The sequence below is a fragment of the Peribacillus suis genome, from assembly GCF_059384845.1.
Genome location: NZ_CM182019.1, coordinates 3244897 through 3268842 on the forward strand (window position 1 = coordinate 3244897; position 23946 = coordinate 3268842).

The window sequence follows — 23946 nt, forward strand, 5'->3', positions numbered from 1 at the left end:
CTTTCAAAGAGTGAGCTGTTCCTGAAGTCATGAACGTTCTTTTATCCGTGCTCTAAGTTCTTCAAGCCATTCGGCGTTGTGCTGCGCCCGGCTGTATGCATGCTCTTGAATAAACTTAACACCCCAATAGTTCTCAGCGTTTTCATCAATTTCAAGGCTGAAGCTTGTGTAGGTTTCCCAAGCCTTACGCTGTTTTTCAATTTTCTCCTCTAATATCGTGAGTACTTTATCTACCTTCACGTGCTTGATATAGGAAAGGGCAATATACATTTCATTTATTTCAGTGGCTTTTTCAAACATTTGGTAAATCCGCTTTTTTAATTCTTCTCGTCCTGGATCTGTAATTTGGTAGACATGCTTGTCTGGCCTGTTCTCTTCCTTGATGGTTTCAACCGCACGGATATACCCCATATCCGCTAATTTGACAAAATGATAATATAATTTACTTTCGCTTATCCCCGTAAATTTATCAATAGGAATTGGTTCGGATAATTGCTTTTTTAACTTATATGGATAACTATTGTCTTCAGCCAATTTCCCTAAGATATAAATTTGAATCGACACGTCAAAACTCCCCTTCAGTCGTCACTTGTCTATAGTTTAACAAATTTGCGCTGTATATTCTGTAGGGATTTCGACTTTCCCTTTTCAGATCGTCAGAAACGGCTTATTCCTCAAATTCCCATTCGTAAGTAGGATTAAATTCGTTTGGCTCCATTACGGTTTGTTTGTATGTAACAGGAGGCTCATCCGGCATGGTAATCGTCAGTTTCGTATGGTCGTCGTTAAGTTTTAGTGTGAACGTAGTCGTCCGATTCCGATGTTCTTCATTATAAAGTACACCTGTCATGGTATGGTCAATGGGTTTGACTATTTCAAAATGTCGTACCTCTTCATAATCATCTCTCGTTATCCTTTGCATGGTATAGGTACTGATGGGGTCCCTTAAAATGAGAAGATAGGTTCCTTCTGATATCCACCCTCCATATAAGTGTCTTCCATTATATTTATAGGCTTCATACAAAGGTTCATCGTTCCCCGTTTTGGCATCCCCGACTTCTTTTTCTGCATGTACCGCTTCCTTATCGTCATTGAATGGTTGTTGGTCCTCACATGCAGCAAGGAGACTTATAACTAGGAATCCCATCATGATTTTTTTGAACGCTGACAATAGCACACCCTCCTGTCGGGTCATTTCAAATAGTATTCGTCATGGTAGAGTTATCCCCCTTTAAAAATACATATTTTGGACGAGAGTGTATTTCGTATTTTGGTAAACAATAAGGAGCGAAAGGATGTGGATGAAATGTCATTAGAATGGTTTGACAGAGTATGTGGGGAATTGCAGGACCATCTTCAATCGATTTGTGATAAATACGATCGGATTGGCAGCATGACCGTGGAGCGAGGAGCAAAACATCCACGCATCGAATTTTATACAGAATTAGATGAAGATGAGCAGGAGAATTTTTGCGCCCTGTTTTTCGATCCGAAAAGTGAAGAATTTTATATGGAATCCTTCGACATCGATTTTGGGCAAATAAGCAAGGTGCTATTACCTGATATTGAAGATATCGTGGAGGCCGTCCATGAAACCTTCCATGCTTACATAGAAGGGGACGATGACGAATACGAGTATGAACTTGATGACGACAATAATGGATTGGAAATCGTGTCAGGCTCCATGTCCTATCCTTCAACAGGAAACGATGATTCTGAGGTATTCGAAATCGATGTTGAATGGGAAACGCCAGAAGTGACGGCTTATATAAAAGAAAACGAAGTAGAGGTCACCTATCAATTCGGAATCGTCCAGGAAACAGGTGATGGACTGCTGAGACGGGTCAATCGGATCTGGACAGAAGAAGACGATATTATTTTAAGAGATGAAACGAACTTCATGTTCAGTAAAGAAGAAGCTGGTACCATCATCTCGATGATTGCCAGTCATATGGATTCTCTGACTAGCATGGATGAATAAGCCAATAAGAAAACCTTGTCCGGTGAGAACATGGACAAGGTTTTTTTCTCACATAATCAGTTGTTCATACACTTCATTTAATTGCGTATAACGCTCAGAATCCATCGCTTCTTTTGCATGCTCCATTTCCTTAGGAAGAATTCGGTTAAGAAGTTCTGATTCCTTTCCAGTAAGCTCACGAACGAGCTCCTTCTCCGAATGGAACTGACCATGTTTTATTTTGTCATAAATGTGCTGTGCCTCCGGGTATTGATCCGTATAATTAGACAAGATCTCACGTAAGTAACCAATCGTGCGGTCCATCCAAACCACTCCTCTCCTGGATTAGTAATCTAAACTAGATTGTCCGAGAATGACTGCAACTATACAGTGTTTAAGGGAATTTGAGATGGAAGCAAAAGAACCAAATTTGTTATTAATATTCTTTTGTAAAAAACTTAGTTAATTGATAGTTCATTTCTTCGGCTGTTTTTTCATAACCCGTTTTTTTTCCAATGATAAATCATCCTTCATCCTTCACTTGATAAGCTTGACTCGCTTGAAAGGCGCTTTGGTTGAAGTTACATAAGGAAGTGATACTCTTCCAGAATTGTCACTTTAAATAAGGGCGGCAAGTGTTGCCCTCTCATAATAAAGAAAAGAAACCTTGAAAAGCATTAGCTTATCAAGGTTCGAATTATACTTATAATATAGAATTTCTTCCTAGATTGAATATATCTATGTCTTCGTTCTCTAACAAAGTTTCAAGAGCTTCTGATCCTTCTTTCTCAGCGAATAAGAACTCTTTTGTCGATACCGGTACTGCCAGTAACCATGTAACTTTTTTATCTAGGAAATCTAGGGTCTTAAGTTTATCCCAGATAAAAGGTGACGTAAATAGCACATGTTCCATTTCACTATCTGGATAGTACATCTTTATGACCGCTTTGAATATTTCTCCATGAGAAATAGGTAACTTTGCATTAATGATATTGAAGGCACATGTGGATAATATATTAGGGAAAAATTCATATATTGTAGCACTGGCCCCAACAATTTCTATCCTCAATGGCTTTTCATCTACTGAGTACCCAATTGAATAATCAGATAAACCAATAGTAGAATATGCGGTAATACCATCATAAGGTCTATCTATAGCATCTAATATATCCACATCGCTAACATTATTCTCATCCCAATACTTAGATACACTAGGCTTTCCTCCAAATGCTTCTAAAGCTGTTCTTGCTATGATTTTATTCTCTTTCGTAACTGTCATAGTAAACCTCCCAAAATGATAACCGATTTTTAATCTCCAAAATAATCATCTGTTAAATCTTCTCCCTTATGACTCCTATTTGTGGATGGTAATTCTGGACGATAATGGTCTGGGTTATTATGTTCATCCAAAAACTCTTTCCTTGTGATACGCCTTTCCATTGCACTTTGTTGGTGTTTTCTAAATTCATAACCTGGTTTGTGTCCCATATCCCAAGGTTCATCTTTATTCATAATTGTATCATTAAGTGGGTCTCTAACTTGTCATACGAAAAACTGCACCTACAGTTGTTAGATTGAGTCTAACAACTGGAGATGCAGTTCAAAGACGAGGCACTTTTTTATTCGTGTTCGTTATCCGGGATATAGTTCAATCGTATAGGCAGTTTTTTTACTGGCCTAAAATGGAGCACAGTTCAATATACTGTATACAAAACTTAAATAACTTATATTATTTTTTTACTAAATATTCAGAAATACTGTGAATCAACCATTTTAGTCTCTCTTCATTCATTTTCCTCATGCCATATCTTTTAACGAATTCCTGTACATGTTCCCAGTTGTTTAGTTGCTCTATTAAGTTTAGCTCATCTCTAAGTTTTTGGTGATACTTAGTATTTTCGAACGAATTAAAGTGTTTTATTTGGTCAGTTAACTCTTCATAGTTAACACTTGCGTTGAAATAGCATTCAAGAAAATACTTAAAGGTTTCAAGTTTTAATTCATCATTCAAAGTCATCACAACCTTTATTTGATCATCGGAAAACTAGTTAATATTTTCAACCCTACCTCTTGTGTCGAATCTCTTACTAATATAACTCTAGAGTCCGTTAAGTTGTTTATAAATTGCAAAAAACTATCATTCTTATTATACAAAAATTGGATTTTCAAAGATTTTTTTGATATAGAAAAAACCGAACAACGAGGCACTTTTTTATGAGTGTCATTGTTCGTGTTTAGTATAGCCAACCACTTTATCTTTGTCATTTTATACGAACCTAAAGGATGATCTTCCCATCTAAAAAACCTTAACTAGCCACTTTGCTAATCAAGGTCAAGTGCCTAAGAGGCAATATCATTTTTTAAGTATTGTTTTTCTTGGTTTAGAAAGACATTAAATAAGTTAATTAATCTAACTTCATTCTCTTCTTTCGAGTATTGAGAAGGATTAAATCCGTCTTTAGGAGCCAGATAATGAATAAAGCTCTCCATGTCTTTTGGATAATCAAAGTCGGCATACACTTCAGCAACCTTCCATGTGTAACTCCTTTATTAAGATCAATAACCCACTCAAATATTCCGGCTTGGCCTTTAACAGTTGTTACTCTCTCTGTGAAAGTAAACCAAAATATTAGCTATCATAAAATATAGTACTTTCAATTTCCTTCCTTAATTACATTACAAACTCGTACAAGCGTATTGATCACTCTAATTATTAAATTACTTTTTAGCTCATAACTCTTAGTAAAAAAATACGGTGAGAAAATAGAAAACCAGCATTCAGGGCAGATAAATTTATATCGGCTAGAATGCTGGTTTTTTCAATTTTGCATATGTTCATTACAGTATTCAATTATATATTCGTAAATATCTTTTCCTTTATTCTTATATCCCCCTCGATGGCAGTTTTCAATCTCTGTAAAAGCCATCTGCTGTGCAACGGAATAATCATTTTTAGATATATTAGCTATCATTTTTAATAATTTCTCATCTAATATATTTTCCTGAGATAATATAAAGGAATGAAAATCACCGTGCTGTAATTTAATAGTTTCAATTAAATTATTTATCTCTTTCTGAAAATCCTTAATTGCATTTGCAATATCTATATGCATCAAGTCAAATGTGCTAACTTCATATGATTTCTCATTCCATTGAATTGGTGGACATACATATGCACCATTTGCTCTCAAGCTTTCTCTTGCATGTATATTTTCAGGCATCTCAAAGATATCCCAAAACAGATTATCATAGTTGTAGGCTTTAATATTCATTCTGAGAAATAAAGTCCACTGATCTTCATTGGATTGAACCCAGAATACAGCATTAGCAAAATATTCACCCACAACCTTATACATACAATTAGATATCACCTTGAAATTTTGTTTTTTTGCTTCTTGCTTTATATTTGTCATTATGAGTTTTTCTGTCTCTTTGCTCTTTTGAATTTTGCTCATGCCCCTACTGGTCTCCTTCCATTTTAATCTTCACTTTTTATCACTTGAATATTATACTTTCCTGGGCTTCGCTCACTTGGTATTCTTCTACTAATTTATTATCTACTTCCTGGACTTTGTTGATGGTATCGTTCTTTTCTTTTTCCGCCTTTTCCATTTTCTCATGGAAATCCTCTTGGTCGAACACCTGTAGTGAGAGGATATCATCAATGTTCTGGAATATCTTTTGGAGATCGGTGGACTGCTGGTTCACCATCGATTTGGCGTTGGAGAGACCGTGGGTCACTTCCCCCTCTAAAAACGGCACCTCGACCACGGTTTCACCGGATAAGTTTGCATCTTCCAAAATCGCCGGAATGCCTTTTAAAAAGCTGATTTGTGTCGTGAATAGTTCGTTCAGGCATCGGCAACGATGACTTGTGCTCGATAAAAGTTCTTGATGGCCGTCGCCCCGGCTCCGGCCAGCTCTTCATCCAAATCGACGATTCCCTGAAATTCCTTTTTCAGTGTCTCTACTTGCCCCAATAGGTCTTCATATTGCTTGGCCCGTGACTTGACTGCCGACTTCAATGGCTTTGCTTCAAAAATCGTCATAATGGCTCATCCCTCTGTAGGGAAAGGGGGACGGTGCTTTGCAAAAAATAAATCTGAGCTTTCTCCTGTCCTATATCCAAAAGAAACACCTCATTATTATTGGTATATTTTTCATATTATATAATTATAAGGAAGATAGTCAGGGAGATAAATAGGGATAAATATGCTAATTACCCGATTGACCAGGATATAATCCTCATCTATCCACGAATACCACTAAGACTTTATACCCTCTCCGCATATAATTTCAGATAGTAATAGAGGGTAATGAATGGGCCAAAATGATTTGATAACAAAAAAAATCCGCCATACAAATTGTAGGTGGATTTCTGGATTGATTCTTGATTAGTATTTTTCTTGATACCACTGTTTCGCGGCATTCACTTCATTCATCGTTAATTGATGTCCATGGTTCTCCCATTGTACATCAACCGAGGCATGGGCCGCTTCTAATAATTCTTTAAGGTCGATGGATTCTTGCTGTGGACAAATTGGGTCATTGACTCCGGCTGCTATGAACACGTTCGTACCTGTTAAATCAGGTAAAGCGATTCCACGTCTTGGCACCATTGGATGATGTAAAATCGCACCCTTCAAGGCATCCGTAAAGTGGAATAAGAGGCTCGCTACGATGTTCGCACCATTTGAATACCCGATTGCGATGATATTTTGACGATCAAAAGCATAGGTACTTGCCGCTTCATCCAGGAAGCTATTCAGTTCATTCGTACGGAAAATCAAATCCTCTTCGTCAAATATCCCCTCCGCCAAACGTCTAAAGAATCGGGGCATCCCATTCTCCGATACATTCCCTCTTACACTAAGGACAGAAGCTTCTGGATCGACGATGTCAGCTAGCGGAAGCAAATCATTTTCATTCCCGCCCGTTCCATGTAAAAGCAATAAGACTGGTTTATTCGGATTCGTTCCTGGTTTAAAGATATGTTTCATTCTATATTCTCCCCTTGCTTAGTTATCTCACTTTATTGGATGGTACTTGAATGGGAATCAATGATTGAACGAGATGCTCACGTTGCTGCTCGAATTGGGGCGGCAACATAAGTTTCATCCCCATCGTTTCCACACTTTCGTCAATCGCAAATCCTGGTGGGTCTGTCGCGATTTCGAATAAGATCTTTCCTGATTCACGGAAATAAATCGCATCGAAGTAGTTACGATCCTTCACTTCGGTCACGTGATGTCCATGATTCATTGCATACTCTTGCCACTCCAAGTGGTCGGCTTTGTCGTTCGCACGCCATGCGATATGGTGCACCGTACCGGCACCTATTGTGCCCCGAACGCCTGTGACCATTTTTAAATCGATGATATTGCCGATGTCAGCTAGAGCTCTGAACCGTGTGTAATCGCCTTCTACACCCATCATTTCCAGACCTAACACATCCGTTAATGTAGCGGCCGTTTCATCTGGTGCGCTTGAATAAAGGGTGGCGCCTCCAAATCCTATTATCGCCACTTCCCTTGTCACATCGTCCACTGCCCAAGCATTCTCTTCACCCGCCCCACGAGCGACAAGTTCAAGGTGAAGGCCATGCGGATCGTCAAATTGTAAATACGTTTCACCGAAGCGCTTCACTTTTTCAAACTCCACATCATATTTCCGTAACCGTTTTTCCCAAAAATCAAGTGCTCCTGTTGGCACGACATATGATGTCACACCCACTTGTCCATCGCCAATCCGCCCCTGACGAGCGTTTGGCCAAGGGAAAAAGGTAATGATGGTCCCCGGATTTCCCCCTTCGTCACCGAAGTATAAATGATATGTGCCAGGGTCATCGAAGTTCACCGTTTGCTTCACCAAGCGTAAACCCAGTACACCTGAATAAAAATCGATGTTTTCCTGCGGATGGCCGACAATGGCACTGATATGGTGAATCCCTGCCGTCTGTTTTTTCATCTTCGTTTCCTCCCTATTTTAGATGAATGCTGAGCACATAGTTCAAACAAATTGATTTAACCCATTTGCTCAACATTCTTCTTTTTTAAAACACACCATGTACACGTACTCCGTGCACATGGTGTGAACGGAACTGCTTACAAGTATTCTTTCTCAATCTTCATCGTACTGCGAACCGTATCGATTGGGCGGACCATCTTCTCGATTTGTTCCCGTTTTGGTTCTAAAAATGGCGGCAATGAAAGAATTTCACCCACCGTTTCATATGGCTCATCGCCCATGAATCCTGGACCGTCTGTTGCCCATTCAAACAGGATGCCAGGTGCGACGCGTGCATAAAGCGATTCAAAGAAGAAACGGTCCACATAGCCGGAAGTACTGAATCCGAAACTTTCCATACGGTCGATCCATTCCTTCAATACACTTGTATCTTCCACGCGGAAGGCTGCATGGTGCACCGTACCGAAGCCTTGGCGTCCACGTGGCAAGACCGTATTATGTTCGACGATGACTTGTGCCCCATTCCCGCCTTCACCAACTTCAAATAAATGAAAGGAACCTTCTTTGGCAATTTCACGGAATGCCATGACTTTCTCCAGCACTTCTTTAAAATAGTCAAATTGGTCAACCCGGACATGAATCGGTCCCAATCCTGTAATCGCAAATTCAAGTGGAATCGGGCCCTTTTGCCATGGTGTACCTGAAGCCACGCCCTCATTCAACTCGTCTGAGACTAATTGATAGTGTTGATCGTCGAAATCAACGAATGATAAAGACTTTTTCCCGAAAAGATCTTGAATGCCTGTATGTTTCACTTGTAGCTTGTCAAAACGTTTGACCCAATATTCGAGAGCGGCATCTGTCGGTACTCGGAATCCCGTTTTGAAAATCTCATTCGTACCATGCGTTCCTTTTGGAATGCCTGGAAAATCGAAGAATGTCATGTCCGTCCCGGCACTTCCTTTGTCATCCGCAAAGAATAAGTGATAGGTTTGAATATCATCTTGGTTTACCGTCTTCTTGACCAAACGCATGCCCAATACGAATGTGAAAAACTCATAATTTTTTTCTGCACTGCTTGTTATAGCTGTTACATGGTGAATTCCTTTAATGTGATTCATCAACTTTCTCCCCTTTTCATTGTGCTTCCTGTTTCAAATTATCTCGAATTCGAGATATTATATAAAAAATAAATGAGATCTATCGACCCATTGTTCTTAATTGAAATATATTTAATTCGAGATAATAATATCACATATCTATATCTTCTGCAAATAATTCTTGCCTTACACACAATCCTAATTCCCCTTTAACGGGCAAAGAGAAAATTAGGATTGAACACAAGTCCACACTTTTAGTTGTTAGCTAAACATTCAGGTGCTACAGAAAATTGGGCTTCCGTCTTTTCTTTCACTTCTTCTATGGAAACATCTCCTTGCGTCTCAATTAGAACCATTCCTTCAGGGGTAAAATCAAACACGGCTAGATCGGTGATTAAACGATGCACAACTTTTTGACCAGTCAATGGCAGCGAACATGTTTTTTTGATTTTCGATTCTCCATGTTTGTTCACATGTTCCATAATCACGACCACCCGCTTGGCCCCATTAACGAGGTCCATCGCACCGCCCATCCCTTTCACCATTTTCCCGGGAATCATCCAGTTGGCCAAATCCCCTGTTTCAGATACTTCCATTCCCCCAAGGATGGCAAGATCGATATGGCCGCCACGAATCATGGCGAACGATTCTGCGCTGTCAAAAAAGGCCGATCCCGGAACGGCCGTGACCGTTTCTTTTCCTGCATTGATCAAATCCGGATCTATCTCCTCTTCCCGTGGATATGGACCAATGCCAAGCAAGCCATTCTCTGATTGAAGTAAAACATTGAAATCATCCGGGATCTCATTGGCAATAAGTGTCGGCATCCCAATGCCCAGATTGACATTCATGCCGTCTTCAATTTCCACAACCGCCCTTTTTACGATGACCATACGTGTATCCTTCATCATCAGACACCCCATTCCCTTTAAATTTTATCCTTGTGCAACCGTCCGTCGTTCGATTCGTTTTTGATAATTGGATCCAAGCAAGATCCGCTGTACATAAATGCCTGGTGTATGAATTTCATCGGGATCCAATTCACCTGGTTCGACGATTTCTTCTACCTCCGCAATCGTGATTTTCCCGGCCATCGCCGCAAGTGGATTAAAATTCCTTGCTGTCTTACGGTATACAAGATTCCCAAGCGTATCGGCTTTCCACGCTTTTACAAGGGCAAAGTCCCCAACAATTCCTCTTTCCAATAGATACTTCTTGCCGTCGAACACCTTCGTTTCCTTTCCTTCTTCTATAGGTGTACCGACGCCCGTCGCTGTATAAAAACCAGGGATTCCTGCCCCACCAGCCCGGATTCGCTCCGCCAGTGTACCTTGAGGCGTTAATTCGACTTCGAGTTCCTTACTCAAGTATTGCTGTTCAAATATTTTATTTTCCCCCACGTAAGATGACACCATCTTTTTTATCTGCTTATTCTGAAGCAACAGGCCCAGACCCCAGTCATCGACGCCACAATTGTTACTGACAACCGTCAAATCTTTGGTACCTTGTTCCTTTAGCGCCTGTATGGCATACTCCGGGATGCCTGACAACCCAAAACCGCCAACGATTATAGTGGAACCGTCCTTAATATCTGAAACCGCTTCCAAAAATGAATGCATCACTTTTCCTTTTTTCATATGTTCGCCCCCTTTAGTATCATAAATATTCTGAATAGTATTATTGTTTAAAGTTTACATTTATATCTCCTATAAGTAAAATACATAAATAGAATATATTGTATGAAAATAAAGAATAAATAGGAGATAAAACGCATGGAACTACGAGACTTACAATCTTTTATCGAGGTTGCGAACCATAACAGTTTTACAAAAGCTGCCGCCCATTCCTACTTGTCACAACCCTCACTTAGCAAAGCCATCAAAAAGCTTGAACAGGAGCTTCATGTTGAACTGTTCGATCGATCTACAAGGCACCTCCGCTTGACCGATGCTGGACGGATCGTCTATCAGCAAGGTCAAAAAGCGCTACAGGCCTTGTCAGAATTGGATATCCTTTTAGGTGACCTCAAAGACATTGCGACAGGGGAAATTAAAATCGGGATGCCTCCTTTGATTGGCACCCTTTTTTTTCCGGAGATTGCCCGTCGTTTTCACCAACAACATCCGAATGTCTCAATTGAATTAGTTGAACTTGGCGCCAAGTTGATTGGTCAGCTTGTCGAAGATGGACGGATTGATCTTGGGCTCGTGGTCATGCCAGCGAATGAGGCAAAATTCGACATCTACCCGTTCATTCAGGATGAATTCGTTTTATTTGTCCACGACGACCATCCGCTCGCACATCAATCATCCGTCTCCTTGACCGAACTAAAAGAAGAAAAGTTCATCTTATTTACGAAGGACTTCACTTTGCACGACTATGTGATACAAGCATGCGAAGAAAATGGCTTCAGTCCCATCATCTCGTACCAAAGTTCACAGTGGGATTTAATCGTCGAACTGGTCTCATCCAAGCTGGGCATTGCGCTATTACCCAAATTGATATATGAAAAACAAACGAACAGTGATGTTAAAATCATCCCGATTGAAAACGCCACACTCCTATGGAAACTCGGAATCATTACAAAAAAAGGCTCCTATCACTCGTTTGCAGTGAAAGAGTTATTGAAGGTGTTGGAGATGAAAAAGGATGGGGTTATGTAGGGAAAGGGAGCTAAGTTCTCCTTCTTCAAGAAACGATTAATTTCCTACTCACTATAAAAAGGGCGTAATCCACTTAATCGTTGATTACGCCCTTTCTCGTTAGTCTAGTTATGCAAGGTTACATTGGATTCGATGGGGTCACGTCCCACACGAAAACTATTTACCTTTGCTTCTTGATCAGGATAACCAAAGGAAATGCCAAACAATAACTTCATGTCATCGGAAATGCCAAGTACTTGGCGTACCGTATCAGCGTGAAAGCCCAAGATTGTCTGAGGAACACTTCCTATCCCGCGTGCAGTCAGTGATAAAAGGAACGACTGAGCATACATGCCAATATCAGAAGCGACACGCACATTATCTCCAAATGAAGGCATGAATAGGAACGCAACATGCGGTGCATCGAAGAATGATAGATTTCGCATGACTTCCTTTTGACGGGCTTCGTGATCCTCCCTAGCTATCTGCAATTCCCCATAGAATGTTTGGGCCTGTTCTATTTGTCGTTCAGCATAACGTCCATAATAGTGATGTAAATCAAATGTAAAATCGGGCGTGGCTTGCCCTTGTTCGCTCGTATTTAAGAGGGCCTTCTTCAATTCCTCTTTCTTTGCACCTGAAACGATATGAACATCCCAAGGCTGAGTATTGCAATTCGATGGGGTAGCTTGAGCATCCTCTAGAATTTCACGAAGAACTTCTTCTTCAACAGGTGTAGAAAGAAATTGACGTATAGATCTTCGACTGCGTATAACTTCTTGAAAAGAATGATTATCCAACAAACACCTCTCCTTTAGTATGAACTTCCAAAGCCGTTAATTATTACAAGAGAACACTGTATATTCATACTAAATGAGAATTCATTTATTCTCAAACATCCTGTTTGATGGGCTATCGCTTAAAGTCCATTCTTTCTATTAAGAAATGGATAGATACATATGTACTAGGTTTCCTATTATACAATTAGTAAAAATGTTTATCTTAATACTTGTATATCCTCTACTAATTCCTTATGAATTCTTCTAAATAATAGATTCCATGTGCACATACCATACCTATTATTAGATGTCTAAATTTAAAGTCTTCTTTTTCCGATGCTCTCAGTCTATTCATTAAAATAATTAATATGGATATTGTTAAAATCATTAATGAAAAAATATGTGTATCCGTATATTTAGCATCAGTATTTAAAAGAAACAACATGATTAAAAAGTAATAAAAAGTCGGTTTGCCCTTCACCTTTTTCCTTCCTTCCCATTCAATTAAACTCTTAACCTTCTCTTCCTAAACAAAAAGAAGACTGCTCATTAACAGCCTTGATTTGAAGCTATTCCCCGTAAGACCTATTAGACAGTTTCCTTTTATTCATAAAGCTTCTTGGCTATTTCATCAAGAGTTCTGGATATGTTTGAAAGTACTATTAGAATATGGACAGGAAATCCGATTGCAAGTCCTACTAATGGAGAAAAAGGTCCAGCAAAAAAGAGTGCGATAAGAGTAGGTATTAAATACACAGAAATAATTAGTACTTTCAAAATACATCACCTTTTTAGTTAATTATAACATGGTATTTCGCTACAGAACTCGTTTAGTAAGCTGATACCTCCTTCCTTACTACCTTCATCGTACTGGTCATGAACGGCAAGGCAGTGGAAGAAGGATTTGTATTTTTCATCCCGAATATATTCCTTAGCGATCTAACAAGAAAGGAAGTTCAAAAAGAGATATTCTATCAAAAAAACTTTCCGGGGGAGATTTATATGTCTTTAAAAGCAGGAGATATCATTACGTTTGAACGGACGTTTACAGTGAGGGATGTTGAATTATTCACGGAGATTTCGGGGGATGAAGGGAATCATCACATAACCCCAGATGAACAGGGGAGGCTTGTCATTCAAGGGTTATTGACGGCTACCTTACCAACAAAAGTAGGTGGGGACCATAACGTACTGGCTCGCACCATGAATTTTGAGTTTATACGACCTGTATTTACGGGGGATACAATAATGTGTGAAGTTCAAATCGATCAATATGAAAGGCAAGAAAATAATCGAACAGCCCTTATGGCCTTGTTCTCATGTAAGAATCAACATGAAAAAGAAGTGTTAAAAGGAGCTTTTTCAGGTATCATCCTTTGAATCTTTCTTAAACTAGGGGCTTAGTAAAATGGTAAATAAAATGAATCCATTTCGATTAATCGAAATGGATTCATTATGTACCAATTAATTCGACCACGAATCGGTTTAATTCAACCATGCAAGCTGATTATTCAACCACGCCCAGCCACTAATTCGACCACTCGACTTAATTTTGAAGAGCAGAATAGTCTAGCTATTCTCAAGCAAATACCAATTCTTTTTCTCTGACCATTGGAATGACCTTTTCACCGAACGCTCTCAAGTCTTCTTCATAGTGAAGAAATCCTGTCAGCACGATATCCACACCGATTTTTTTCAGTTCCATAATCCGGTCCGCGACTTGTTCAGCCGTTCCGATGAGTCCTGTCTTAAATCCGTCATTATATTGGACAATGTCTTCAAAGGTGGAATCAGCCCACATTCCTTTTCCATCAGGAGAAGAGGCCCCTGCGGTTTTGACTGATTTTTTAAACCCTTCCACCGCTTCTCGATCCGCATTTTCGACAATATCCCGCAACACTTGTTTTGCCTCTTCTTCTGTATCGCGGACAATGACGAAACCATTCACGCCAAACTGGATGTCGCCTTCACCATTCGCCTTCCTTAGCGCCTTTACTTCCTCAATTTGTTCCTTTATTTTTTCAAGGGTCCCGCCATTCATGAAATAGACATCCGATACGCGTCCGGCCATTTCTTTGGCAGCTCGAGAATTTCCTCCTTGAAAGATTTTCGGGGGGTTAATAGGCTTTGGTTTCAAGGGTGTGTCGTTCAATCGGTAAAAGTCGCCTCGATAATTAGACTTTTCTTGTGTCCACATTTCCTTAAGAACCTCGATAAATTCTTCAGAACGACGATACCGTTCGTCATGATCCAACCATGGTTCTCCGTAGCCATGGAATTCCCCTTTAAACCAGCCGCTGACGATATTGACAGACGCACGCCCGTTACTAATATGGTCAATCGTCGAGATGATTTTCGCCATCACACCTGGGTGCCATAGACCAGGCAACACAGCCGTAATGATGTTCAATTTGTTCGTCACAGCGGCAAGGGCGGAAGCGAGGGTAGCTGCTTCTAATTGGTTCTCAGCCCCGTAGCTTGCGAAAAACCTTGTTTGCAATAGCACATAATCAAAACCAATTTCTTCAGCAATTTGAGCGTACCGTTTATTATCTTCAAAAGACCAACCTGTCTGTTGTGGGATCTGAGAAACGACTAAGCCCCCGCTAACATTCGGAGCCCAATAAGCAAATTGTAAACTCATCCTTTTTCCTCCTTTTATTCGGAAATCAAAAGGCCCCTATCAAAATCCCAAAGAAAAGGAATCGATACGGGCCTCTGGTCGTCCAGTGGGCACTATTAAAAAGTGTGTTATGAACCTAGTAAGTACATCAAATGAAGAAGAATGCATCCGTCTATAAAGCTAGTTATTTAACAGCAGCCGGCTTGATGTCACCGCCGAATGGACTTAGGAATGTTTTTTGATTAGAAGAATCCTTCTTTTCAATTGGCAATCTAGGGAATAATAATTCCGATACGGTATAGGCTTCTTCTAAATGTGGGTAGCCAGATAAAATAAAGGTTTCGATGCCCAAATCAGCATATTCCTTGATACGCGCCGCTACCGTATCCGGATCTCCTACAAGAGCCGTGCCGGCACCTGTTCGCACCAATCCCACTCCTGCCCATAGATTAGGGCTTACTTCCAACCGGTCACGGTCGCCTTCATGTAGGCTCGTCATTAAACGCTGACCTTCTGAATCCATCCGCTTAAATACATTTTGTGCTTGTGCAATGGTCTCGTCATCCACGTGTTCAATGAGCTTATTCGCTGCTTCCCATGCTTCCTCTTCTGTTGGACGAACGATCACATGGAGTCTTATCCCGAATTTCAATGTTCTTCCTTGCTTAGCTGCAAGCTCACGCATTTTAGTGATTTTTTTCTCCACTTGGGCTGGTGGCTCTCCCCAAGTTAAATAGACATCAACATGTTCTGCCGCCACGTCCATGGCAACGGGTGAAGATCCTCCAAAGTAAAGGGGCGGATATGGTTTTTGCACCGTAGGGTATGGTAATTGTCCCCCTTCAATTCGTAAATGGTCACCTTTGAAGCCTACCTCTTCTTCTTCTGCAAGTAATTGTCGCCAAATGGTTAAAAACTCATCTGTTAGCTCATACCGTTCATCATGATCTAAAAAGACACCTTCTCCTGCCATTTCTACAGGATCGCCCCCGGCTACCACATTAATTAACAACCGACCTTCAGAAAATCGATCTAATGTGGCAGACATACGTGCGGCAAAGCTTGGTGACATTAAACCTGGGCGTACGGCTACCAGATATTTTAGATTTTTTGTTACAGGGACAAGTGTAGACGCGACAATGAATCCTTCTTCGCACGTTTTTCCTGTTGGAATTAACACCCCTGTATAGCCTAGATCATCGACCGCTTCTGCAATTTGCTTACAATAGTTATACGTGGCAGGACGAGCGCCTTCACTATTATTTAATTGACGAAAGTCACCATTTGTAGGGATAAACCAAAAGATTTCCATTTATTACTAACCTCTTTCTCTCAAATCAAGTTTTATTTAGCTGGTCTAACTGTTTCTCATTGGTAGAAAATTCAGTAATTTATTTAAAAAGGGATGGTACGTAAATTTTTAAGAATAGGGGGTAATCTCAGGTACCTGGCCATTCAGAGCCCAGTTTCCTAGATCCCGAATTTTGTATTCAATCGGATCATGCAAGGTATGTGTCCTTACATTACGCCAAAATCGGTCAAGTCCATACTGTGCTGAAGTGGCCCTTGCTCCCATAACTTCAAACATGCGACTAGTGACCTCCAATGCCGTTTTTGCAACGGAAGCTTTGGCGGTTGCAATCATGATCCCACATTCACCTCGCTCTTGTTCCGTTAGTGCCCACTCATTGTCCCATGCTTCTTGTAATGCCACTACCGCATTTTGAGCCAATGCTTCAGAAGCTTTTATCTGTACGAAGAAATCCCCATAATGACGAATGGTATAGGGGTCAAGGTTCGCTTGCTCCACACCGGAAGTCAACCAAGGGCGAGAAATGCTTCGGGTGTACGTTTTGGCTTCTTCAAACGCTCCTTCCGTCACACCAAGGAGAACATTCACTAAAATCGTCTGGGCAATATGTGTTCGTAAAGTGGGAAAGAAGCCATCCTGATGTTGTTCGTAAGAATTCAGCACTTCCTCTTCTTCTAGAAGCACATCATGGAACATAACGGTTCCGCTGTCTGTTTGGCGTTGACCGAAGCTATCCCAATCGCCTCCGACAACTATACCGCTTCGCTTAGTCGGAATAACGGCAATGACAGGCTGGTCATGTTCCGGACTTTTGGCTGAGATAAGCAGTCGGTCCGAGTCCGTGGCACCGGAACAAAAGGATTTCTTCCCGTTCAATCGCAATGAATTCCCTTCTTGCTTTACTACCAACCCTTGGTCACGTGGGTTAAAGGCATTGCCCCAGAACCAATCATGTTCGGCTGTTTCTCTATAAAGCCTTTCCTTCTGCTGTTTAGATCCGTATAAATGAACCGACGCCAAGCACAAAAAGTGGTAACCGAACAAATGAGCCAACGAACCATCGACTTTAGCCAGTTCACGGGTAATTCGAAAAATAGTTTCCCAATTCTCGCCATGTCCCCCTAAATGCTTGGGAACATTAAGAGAGAGCAATCCACTTTTGCGAAGTAGATCACGTTCCACTTTTGCCGTTCCACCTTGTTTATCCCGTTGTACGGCAGTTTTTGCGAATTCATTTGCTAACGACTGGGCTATTTCAAGAAAATCCAGTTCTGTTCCTTTTTCAGCTATATTCATGAATGAGGATCCTCCTTCAAATGGACCGTGTTTAAATCATATATTTATTGGTTTCCGTTTCCTTCATAAATTCGTTGAGCTTTTTAGTTAATCCGCCATTCCCGAATCTTATATATTTATGGTGGTTTTCTTTCGCATTCTCTTCTGTGACAAAGTCCAAAAAGGCCAAAAGATAGATTCGACGGTGAATAATATTAACGATTCCATCCTGGTAAAACCATTTATCAATCGTGTTATACACCCCTTTATTCACCCTATATTGCTGCTGACACAAAAGAAAAAACTCTATATCCGGTAAATTAAGATACTCGCTTTTTTCCAGATTCCCCTTTTGGATGGGATGTTTAGAAAGTTCGAATATGCTTACTTTTTCATCAATCATACTGAATGCTCCTTAATCCTTGTTGGTTTAAAACGTTCAAATCGAGTAGGAGGAGGCGCCTAGCCTCCGACCTCTCACACCACCGTACGTACCGTTCGGTATACGGCGGTTCAGTTTAAGTCTGACGTAGTTTTGTATATCGTTCATATAAACTTTCTAACCCTTGATTGTGCCAATAAGCATTGTCGAGGGTTTTATGTAGAATAGGACTTTGGGTAATTCGCCAGTAACCCTTTCTACTATTCCCCCATTCATATGCTTTTCTAGAAGGTACACCAAGCCCTTTGAGTTTTCGTACTCTCGTCTTTGGGAGTTTCCACTGTTTCCAGAGGCACATTCTGAGCCTTCTTCGAATCCATGAATCTAATTTTCGCAATATACTTGGAGTATCAATGAGAGAAAAATAACCTACCCATCCTCTAAGGTACTGTTTTAACCTACCTATTTTGAGTTCCATGGGTATCGGGGATTTCCTCGAGGTCATTTCTCTGATTCGGTTCTTCACTCTCTTCACCGTTTGTTGTGCCAATCGAACCTTCGGGTTCTTCTTTGACCTTGTGTAACTAAAACCGAGAAATGTTCGATTCCAAGGACGATCTACCTTTGATTTCTCATAATTAACCTTTAGTTTTAGTTTACGTTCTATGAAGGAGGAAAGGTTACTCATGGCTCGATTTGCCGCTTTTCTTGTCTTTACGAAGACATTACAGTCATCCGCATACCTCACAAATCGAAGATTTCGCTTCTCCAGTTCTTTATCTAACTCATCTAACATGATATTAGATAATAGAGGACTTAAGGGTCCCCCTTGCGGAGTTCCCTCATTACTCTTATGGAATAGTCCGCCAATCATAATCCCTGCTTGTAAGAATTTACGAATCAGTTTTAGAACTCGTTTATCTTCAATTTTCAGCTCAAGCTTTCCCATGAGTTTATCATGATTCACTTTATCGAAAAATTTCTCTAAGTCCATATCTACAACCCATGTATACCCTTCGGCTATATACGATTTCGCCTTTCGAACAGCCTGGTGGCCCTGTTTATTAGGGCGAAATCCGTAGCTATTCTCTGAAAAGGTGGAGTCGTATATCTTGTTCAATATCTGGGCAATCGCTTGTTGAATGAAACGGTCAAGAACGGTGGGAATTCCCAATAACCGAACTCCGCCGTTTGGTTTCGGGATTTCGATACGACGGACGGGTTGCGGTTGATAAGTACCCTCTAGTAAGGATGTTTTCATGTGATGCCACGCTGTTACGAGGTGCGGTCTCAGGTTTTGAACCGGCATTCCATCGACTCCGTGGCTTCCCTTATTTCTCTCTACACGCTTTAATGCCTGTATTAAGTTGTCCCTTTCTAGTACCTGTTCCATTAACATCGTTGATATCCTTTCTACGTGGATAAATGGTCTATTTGTGCCTTTATCTGCTCCGCCCTTTTGAAGTTCCCCGTGTATTCACCACTTCTTCCTTCAAATAAGTTCCGTTTGGAATTGTTTGCTTCTTTGCAAGATAACGAACGCCTAGTATTTATCCTCCTTAATCTGTTCGGTCCTTCCTTATCTTCTCGAGTAGATAAGTACTATGACCTCTGCTGACTTCTGATGATTCAGCTGTCCATCACTGGACAGGTTGCCAAGTTTACTTGGTTGTCACCAGACCTCCCCGGGTAAGAGTGCAATCTTTCCCTCCACCTATCTGCTTCATTTACTCTGTACCACCTTCGGCAGTATGGACTTTGTTTTGTGCAGCAAACTCATCCAATGATACCTAGCCTTATATGAAGTTCGTGTTCCTCAGACCGGAGGTTTGCCGCTTGCTTCCTTCAGATTCCACGTCACCGTGGACACCCTTGCATTAAGCTAACCATTACTACTGCCTTCATGGTTCGGGACTCACACCCTATAGATTGCACCCATGCCGGGCACACTACCAAGGCTATGATCGAAGGGCTCCCCATTCGATCACAGGCCAGTTTGAATAACTGTACTTTTTTCTCCGCACTGACCGTTCTCCCTTCAAGTAAATACGCTACGTTCATCATTCAAGCTTTGAATAAAGCGAGGTCTACTTTGCCCACCACTTACGAACCACTCTTTTCATCCAAATTCAATCAAACCGTAAGCATAAAACAAAAAAAACAGACACCTTTATTGTTAGCTTAAACATCAGGGGATTTAAGCCTACATAAAAGTCTCTGGTAGTCCAGTCGACATATAAAGTTAGTAAAGTTGTATATACCTATAAATCACATGAATAAAATCGGAATTTGATATTTATTATAGCAAGACTTCACACCGTTGCAACAAACAATTAAGGCGGTTCTGACGTTTAGCGGACAGTGAACGAGAAAGTGTTCGATTATATAAAGAAAAACCACATTACGATTTATATTGTTTTGTTCATATTCCCTCCCATATGAAAATGGTCCATCCATAATGCTGAGCCGAATGTCCAGCTTGGAAGAGACTAGGCTATCTTTCTCAAATACCCATCATGAATCTAACAATTCATATTGATTATATATGAATTGATGGTCTATTATTGATACACATGGGCACCCTTTCAGATTTTTCAATCGACGTTCATGATTTAAATAGAAAAGACTGATTGATACGATTAACGCCTTTACGTTTTACTTTCAAGGTTTAGAGGAGGAAAAAAAAATGGAGAGCCATCAACCGATTATAGATCGCCGAATCATCCGGACCCGTGAAGTCATCTATGAAACTTTTATTTCTCTACTATCCGAAACGGAATTTTCACGAATATCCATCAAGGACATCACCAATCAAGCCAATATCAGCCGCTCCACGTTTTATGCACATTATCAAGATAAATATGATTGGTTAGATAAGACGGTCCAAGAAAAATTATCAGAATTAAAAGAATGCTTGAGGGTTTCAAAGCCGAACCTTGGAAATGACCAGTCCAGTCTTGAAATGGCTGATCCCTACTATGAGTCTTTCTTTGAAAATATAGCTACAAATCAAAAGTTCTACCACACCATGTTCACGAAAATCAAATCCGAAGAATTTCTTCAAAAATTGTATAAAGTGATTAGAGAGGACCTTTACCACCGCATTTCAAGCATGAATAAGAAACAAAGTTTACTAGTCCCCTTAGATATATTGCTTGATTCTAGCAGTTCATCCATCATAGGGATCACAAAGGTATGGGTGGAAAAAAACATGATTTACAGCCCTCACTACATGGCCTTGCAACTAACCCGTTTAGCGATTGGCAGCCTTTATAGAGCCATGGGCAAAGTGAATTAATACTTTCTTAAAATAATGACTATCGGATAGCATTCTTAAAAACATACATAATGAAAAAACAAGAAGCCTAAAAAGAGTCCCTTTTCAAGTAAAACAACGCAAAAAAAAGGCAGAAATGTTGTGATCGACATTCCCGCCTTTTGGGACAGCCCCTTCTCTTCCACAAATCAACCAAAGAATAAATCGAGCAGGTTACTTCCTGTTGAAGATTGCCTATTATAAAACTCCGAATACCCGCACTTCTTGCAATACACAACCGTGAATTGATTATTTTGGACATCGAACATCTTCGACAATCCGGTTCCCGTCATTGCCACGTCCTTCTTAGCCGCATCATCACTACCGCATTTTATACACCCTTTTTCACTCATGTTTCCTCATCTCCCGATCCAATTGAATTCAATCAAATTTTTCTTGCGTGTGTTTTTTCCTGGAAAAGTCTATAAATCTTGTTCCCTGGAAGGTTAACGTGCCCATATCTCCTTCAGCAAGCAAACCAAACTCCTTGCCTGAAATACGAAATTCCGTTCGATCACCACTGTCAAATTCCCATGTAATAAAGTAAGAGGAAGATTGCGAATGGACATGGGGATCATGGAGATGATCATGCCTGGTGACATTCGTCCGTTTGCTTATGACATGTGCTGGAACAGATAAACGAGGCGATTCTTCATTTTTCTTCCACTGGCTAAGGCCATTGAATGCATTCACTATGAATAGTATGAGAATGATAACAAAAATAATCCCTATAAATGCTGGAGCCACTGTGAAAAGACCATCCCCACCACCAACATCGTACATATGGTATCCTCCTTGTTTTGATAATAAGTTATACGGATAACCTGAAGGAAAGTTCCAAATAAAATCCAATTAATGTATGTTTGGCATACAAATAAACACTCAAAAAACGCTTGAGATTCCCGAGCGTTTTTCCTTTTTATAGCTTAAATTGCATAATAATATTTATCTTTTGTATAAGTTTACTTTACTTTTTTATAAGTATAATGTACTGTAAGAATATGGTAATAAAAGGAAGGTGACGATCTTGAAGAAAGCAGATGAGGATTATGTTGAAAATAAAGTATATGAACACCGGGTTTTAAAAAGATTGTCTCAAAAAGAATTGGCCGCCGCTGTGGGAGTATCCAAACAAACCATTTATGTAATGGAAAAGAATAATTACTCACCTTCTCTTGTTTTAGCTTTTCGAATAGCTGATTTCTTTAACGTAGATGTTAACGATCTTTTTATTTATGTGAAAGGGAGTGAACAAAATGAAAATTGAAGAACTATCAAATGCAGCCTTCTATCCTTTAAAAGCCTGGACGGATAAATCAACTGGCAATTGGAATATGCTTATTGGCACTAGCTTTGTATTACTTATAGTCGGAGTGATTCTCATCTATGTATTCTATAAAAAAATGGGGGCGGTTGACGAAAGGAACATCCAAATATCCTTAAAAGCGTCCCTCATCATGCTATATGGAGTCGTTTTATGCGACATCATTTTCCCGAAAGAATATATGTGGCAAATCTTCTTCCTATTCAAATATTCTTTTGCTTTCATCGCTTCAGGAATATATTTGGCCTTTCGATATAAAAAGGATTTTTCAAACTAATCATGTGCTGGATGAACTCCGAACATAAATAAGAGAAAGAGAGCACCTTGACCGTTCAACAACTGGGAACAGGGACGTTGCTCCCATAGCAAAACAGCCACTTCCTTTCTGGAGGTGGCTGTTTTGAATAGATTAGGAGGGATACGCTTATCCATTATCCATTTTATTAAATGCTGTATTCTTTTAGACTCACATCGAATCCAGAACCAGTGAAACGAGCAGCCCCGCTGAAGCGAAGATCCCCGTGATGGGACCTGAGTCTTCATACGCTTCAGGCATCATGGTGGACGCAACCATGGCAATGATCCCTCCACCCGCAAAGGCTGCCATGCCTGCCATCATCGCTTCCGATGCTTGATCGAGGAAGAGATAGCCCCCCAGTGACGACATGGCCGAAATCATCAATACGGAAAACCAGAGAGCCATGATTTTCTTCTTCGAATAGTGGCTATTCACTAACCCCGTCGTACTGGAAAGTCCTTCTGGAATGTTGCTGATGAAAATGGCGATGACGAGCAACCAACTGACCGACCCGCCGCTGATCAAGCTGGCCCCGATCATGATTGATTCCGGTATCGCATCCATCACGGTCCCAATGAAGATTGCCAGCCCCGCTTCCTTCGAAGAGGCATGATTGGAGCGTTTCCTTTTAGATGCACCCTTTTTGGAAACAAGAAAATCCAAACCGGTAAATACTGCGGCACCCGCGATGAAACCTATGGACGTTGCCATGATTCCCCCATCCCGAACGGAATCGCCTAAAAGCTCATAGGCCGCTGCCCCGATCAAGACGCCCGTCCCAAATGCCATGATGTAACCAATCGCCTTCTTTTTAATTGGAACAAATAAAGCCATAAGCGCCCCGAGCAAAACGGCGGAACCTGAAACACCACCCCATAAAACTGCGTTCCACATGGATCTTCCTCTTTTCTTTTTATAGGTCAGTACCCAAGATGCCCCTCGGCCAAACGAATATAAGGCTTGGAAGT

General features: G+C 40.6%; 28 protein-coding genes and 1 pseudogene. 6 read left to right on the forward strand and 23 right to left on the reverse strand.

Annotated features, from left to right (window positions below):
* Positions 1–27: 27 nt before the first annotated feature.
* Positions 28–564 carry a PadR family transcriptional regulator gene (locus AC503W_RS15860; protein ID WP_494914880.1) on the reverse strand — a complete coding sequence of 179 codons (537 nt, stop codon included), beginning with the start codon at positions 562–564 and terminating at the stop codon, positions 28–30.
* Between the two features lie 103 nt (positions 565–667).
* Positions 668–1171 (reverse strand): hypothetical protein, encoded by a 504-nt coding sequence (locus tag AC503W_RS15865; RefSeq protein ID WP_494914881.1) that lies wholly within the window; start codon positions 1169–1171, stop codon positions 668–670.
* Between the two features lie 135 nt (positions 1172–1306).
* Between AC503W_RS15865 and AC503W_RS15870 the strand changes: the two genes are divergently transcribed.
* Positions 1307–1981 carry a hypothetical protein gene (locus tag AC503W_RS15870; RefSeq protein ID WP_494914882.1) on the forward strand — a complete coding sequence of 225 codons (675 nt, stop codon included), beginning with the start codon at positions 1307–1309 and terminating at the stop codon, positions 1979–1981.
* A 48-nt stretch (positions 1982–2029) separates the two neighbouring features.
* On the opposite strand, the gene AC503W_RS15875 is transcribed toward AC503W_RS15870, so the two are convergent.
* The 12 genes and pseudogenes from AC503W_RS15875 to AC503W_RS15930 all read right to left on the reverse strand — a co-directional run bounded on the left by AC503W_RS15875 (position 2030) and on the right by AC503W_RS15930 (position 10664).
* Positions 2030–2284: a sporulation protein gene (locus AC503W_RS15875; protein ID WP_402986846.1), complete on the reverse strand. Its 255-nt coding sequence runs from the start codon at positions 2282–2284 to the stop codon at positions 2030–2032.
* Between the two features lie 379 nt (positions 2285–2663).
* The gene (locus tag AC503W_RS15880) at positions 2664–3239 is read right to left on the reverse strand and encodes a suppressor of fused domain protein (protein WP_494914883.1); all 576 of its coding nucleotides are present in this window, start codon (positions 3237–3239) and stop codon (positions 2664–2666) included.
* A gap of 29 nt (positions 3240–3268) precedes the next feature.
* Positions 3269–3499 (reverse strand): annotated as a pseudogene (locus AC503W_RS15885) (HNH/ENDO VII family nuclease); the annotation flags it as partial.
* Positions 3500–4300: 801 nt separating this feature from the next.
* The gene (locus AC503W_RS15890; RefSeq protein WP_494914885.1) at positions 4301–4480 is read right to left on the reverse strand and encodes a DUF2247 family protein; all 180 of its coding nucleotides are present in this window, start codon (positions 4478–4480) and stop codon (positions 4301–4303) included.
* Between the two features lie 299 nt (positions 4481–4779).
* Positions 4780–5415, reverse strand: a complete 636-nt coding sequence (locus AC503W_RS15895) for a hypothetical protein (protein ID WP_494914887.1) — start codon at positions 5413–5415, stop codon at positions 4780–4782.
* Positions 5416–5455: 40 nt separating this feature from the next.
* A complete protein-coding gene (locus AC503W_RS15900) occupies positions 5456–5815 on the reverse strand; it encodes a T7SS effector LXG polymorphic toxin (protein WP_494917373.1) in 360 nt (119 codons plus the stop codon).
* Entirely contained in the window at positions 5812–6009 is a 198-nt protein-coding gene (locus AC503W_RS15905) for a T7SS effector LXG polymorphic toxin (RefSeq protein ID WP_427688156.1), read from the reverse strand. Before AC503W_RS15905 ends, AC503W_RS15900 begins: the two co-directional genes overlap by 4 nt.
* 345 nt (positions 6010–6354) lie before the next feature.
* A complete protein-coding gene (locus AC503W_RS15910) occupies positions 6355–6960 on the reverse strand; it encodes an alpha/beta hydrolase (RefSeq protein WP_427688154.1) in 606 nt (201 codons plus the stop codon).
* A gap of 22 nt (positions 6961–6982) precedes the next feature.
* Complete coding sequence (locus AC503W_RS15915) at positions 6983–7927, reverse strand: ring-cleaving dioxygenase (protein ID WP_494914889.1); 945 nt, start codon at positions 7925–7927, stop codon at positions 6983–6985.
* A 137-nt stretch (positions 7928–8064) separates the two neighbouring features.
* Positions 8065–9048 carry a ring-cleaving dioxygenase gene (locus tag AC503W_RS15920; protein ID WP_494914891.1) on the reverse strand — a complete coding sequence of 328 codons (984 nt, stop codon included), beginning with the start codon at positions 9046–9048 and terminating at the stop codon, positions 8065–8067.
* A 233-nt stretch (positions 9049–9281) separates the two neighbouring features.
* Complete coding sequence (locus AC503W_RS15925; RefSeq protein ID WP_427688149.1) at positions 9282–9935, reverse strand: 3-oxoacid CoA-transferase subunit B; 654 nt, start codon at positions 9933–9935, stop codon at positions 9282–9284.
* 27 nt (positions 9936–9962) lie between these two features.
* A complete protein-coding gene (locus tag AC503W_RS15930) occupies positions 9963–10664 on the reverse strand; it encodes a CoA transferase subunit A (protein ID WP_402986869.1) in 702 nt (233 codons plus the stop codon).
* Positions 10665–10799: 135 nt separating this feature from the next.
* On the opposite strand from AC503W_RS15930, the gene AC503W_RS15935 reads away from it, so the two are divergent.
* The gene (locus tag AC503W_RS15935) at positions 10800–11690 is read left to right on the forward strand and encodes a LysR family transcriptional regulator (protein WP_427688147.1); all 891 of its coding nucleotides are present in this window, start codon (positions 10800–10802) and stop codon (positions 11688–11690) included.
* 104 nt (positions 11691–11794) lie between these two features.
* Here AC503W_RS15935 and AC503W_RS15940 read toward each other — a convergent pair whose 3' ends face one another.
* A complete protein-coding gene (locus AC503W_RS15940; protein ID WP_402873635.1) occupies positions 11795–12469 on the reverse strand; it encodes a nitroreductase in 675 nt (224 codons plus the stop codon).
* 981 nt (positions 12470–13450) lie between these two features.
* Between AC503W_RS15940 and AC503W_RS15945 the strand changes: the two genes are divergently transcribed.
* The gene (locus AC503W_RS15945) at positions 13451–13828 is read left to right on the forward strand and encodes an FAS1-like dehydratase domain-containing protein (RefSeq protein WP_427688145.1); all 378 of its coding nucleotides are present in this window, start codon (positions 13451–13453) and stop codon (positions 13826–13828) included.
* A gap of 199 nt (positions 13829–14027) precedes the next feature.
* On the opposite strand, the gene sfnG is transcribed toward AC503W_RS15945, so the two are convergent.
* The 5 genes from sfnG to ltrA all read right to left on the reverse strand — a co-directional run bounded on the left by sfnG (position 14028) and on the right by ltrA (position 19439).
* The gene (gene sfnG, locus AC503W_RS15950; RefSeq protein ID WP_427688143.1) at positions 14028–15092 is read right to left on the reverse strand and encodes a dimethylsulfone monooxygenase SfnG; all 1065 of its coding nucleotides are present in this window, start codon (positions 15090–15092) and stop codon (positions 14028–14030) included.
* A gap of 163 nt (positions 15093–15255) precedes the next feature.
* A complete protein-coding gene (ssuD, locus tag AC503W_RS15955) occupies positions 15256–16383 on the reverse strand; it encodes an FMNH2-dependent alkanesulfonate monooxygenase (RefSeq protein ID WP_427688141.1) in 1128 nt (375 codons plus the stop codon).
* Between the two features lie 108 nt (positions 16384–16491).
* Positions 16492–17679, reverse strand: coding sequence for an acyl-CoA dehydrogenase family protein (locus tag AC503W_RS15960; protein ID WP_427688139.1), 1188 nt, complete (start codon positions 17677–17679; stop codon positions 16492–16494).
* A gap of 31 nt (positions 17680–17710) precedes the next feature.
* Positions 17711–18061, reverse strand: a complete 351-nt coding sequence (locus AC503W_RS15965) for a hypothetical protein (RefSeq protein ID WP_427688138.1) — start codon at positions 18059–18061, stop codon at positions 17711–17713.
* Between the two features lie 115 nt (positions 18062–18176).
* The gene (ltrA, locus tag AC503W_RS15970; RefSeq protein ID WP_427685931.1) at positions 18177–19439 is read right to left on the reverse strand and encodes a group II intron reverse transcriptase/maturase; all 1263 of its coding nucleotides are present in this window, start codon (positions 19437–19439) and stop codon (positions 18177–18179) included.
* Between the two features lie 1287 nt (positions 19440–20726).
* On the opposite strand from ltrA, the gene AC503W_RS15975 reads away from it, so the two are divergent.
* A complete protein-coding gene (locus AC503W_RS15975; RefSeq protein ID WP_427688136.1) occupies positions 20727–21338 on the forward strand; it encodes a TetR/AcrR family transcriptional regulator in 612 nt (203 codons plus the stop codon).
* 167 nt (positions 21339–21505) lie between these two features.
* On the opposite strand, the gene AC503W_RS15980 is transcribed toward AC503W_RS15975, so the two are convergent.
* Together AC503W_RS15980 and AC503W_RS15985 are read right to left on the reverse strand one after the other, a co-directional pair.
* Positions 21506–21709 (reverse strand): zinc ribbon domain-containing protein, encoded by a 204-nt coding sequence (locus AC503W_RS15980; protein ID WP_402873610.1) that lies wholly within the window; start codon positions 21707–21709, stop codon positions 21506–21508.
* A 28-nt stretch (positions 21710–21737) separates the two neighbouring features.
* Complete coding sequence (locus AC503W_RS15985) at positions 21738–22139, reverse strand: DUF2500 domain-containing protein (RefSeq protein ID WP_427688134.1); 402 nt, start codon at positions 22137–22139, stop codon at positions 21738–21740.
* 244 nt (positions 22140–22383) lie between these two features.
* Between AC503W_RS15985 and AC503W_RS15990 the strand changes: the two genes are divergently transcribed.
* Entirely contained in the window at positions 22384–22623 is a 240-nt protein-coding gene (locus tag AC503W_RS15990; RefSeq protein WP_427688132.1) for a helix-turn-helix transcriptional regulator, read from the forward strand.
* Positions 22613–22957 (forward strand): DUF2178 domain-containing protein, encoded by a 345-nt coding sequence (locus tag AC503W_RS15995; protein ID WP_427688130.1) that lies wholly within the window; start codon positions 22613–22615, stop codon positions 22955–22957. The genes AC503W_RS15990 and AC503W_RS15995 overlap by 11 nt, the downstream gene beginning before the upstream one ends.
* 189 nt (positions 22958–23146) lie before the next feature.
* Here the strand turns inward: AC503W_RS15995 and AC503W_RS16000 are convergent, their stop codons facing one another.
* Positions 23147–23872 (reverse strand): ZIP family metal transporter, encoded by a 726-nt coding sequence (locus AC503W_RS16000; RefSeq protein ID WP_427688128.1) that lies wholly within the window; start codon positions 23870–23872, stop codon positions 23147–23149.
* Positions 23873–23946: the final 74 nt, after the last annotated feature.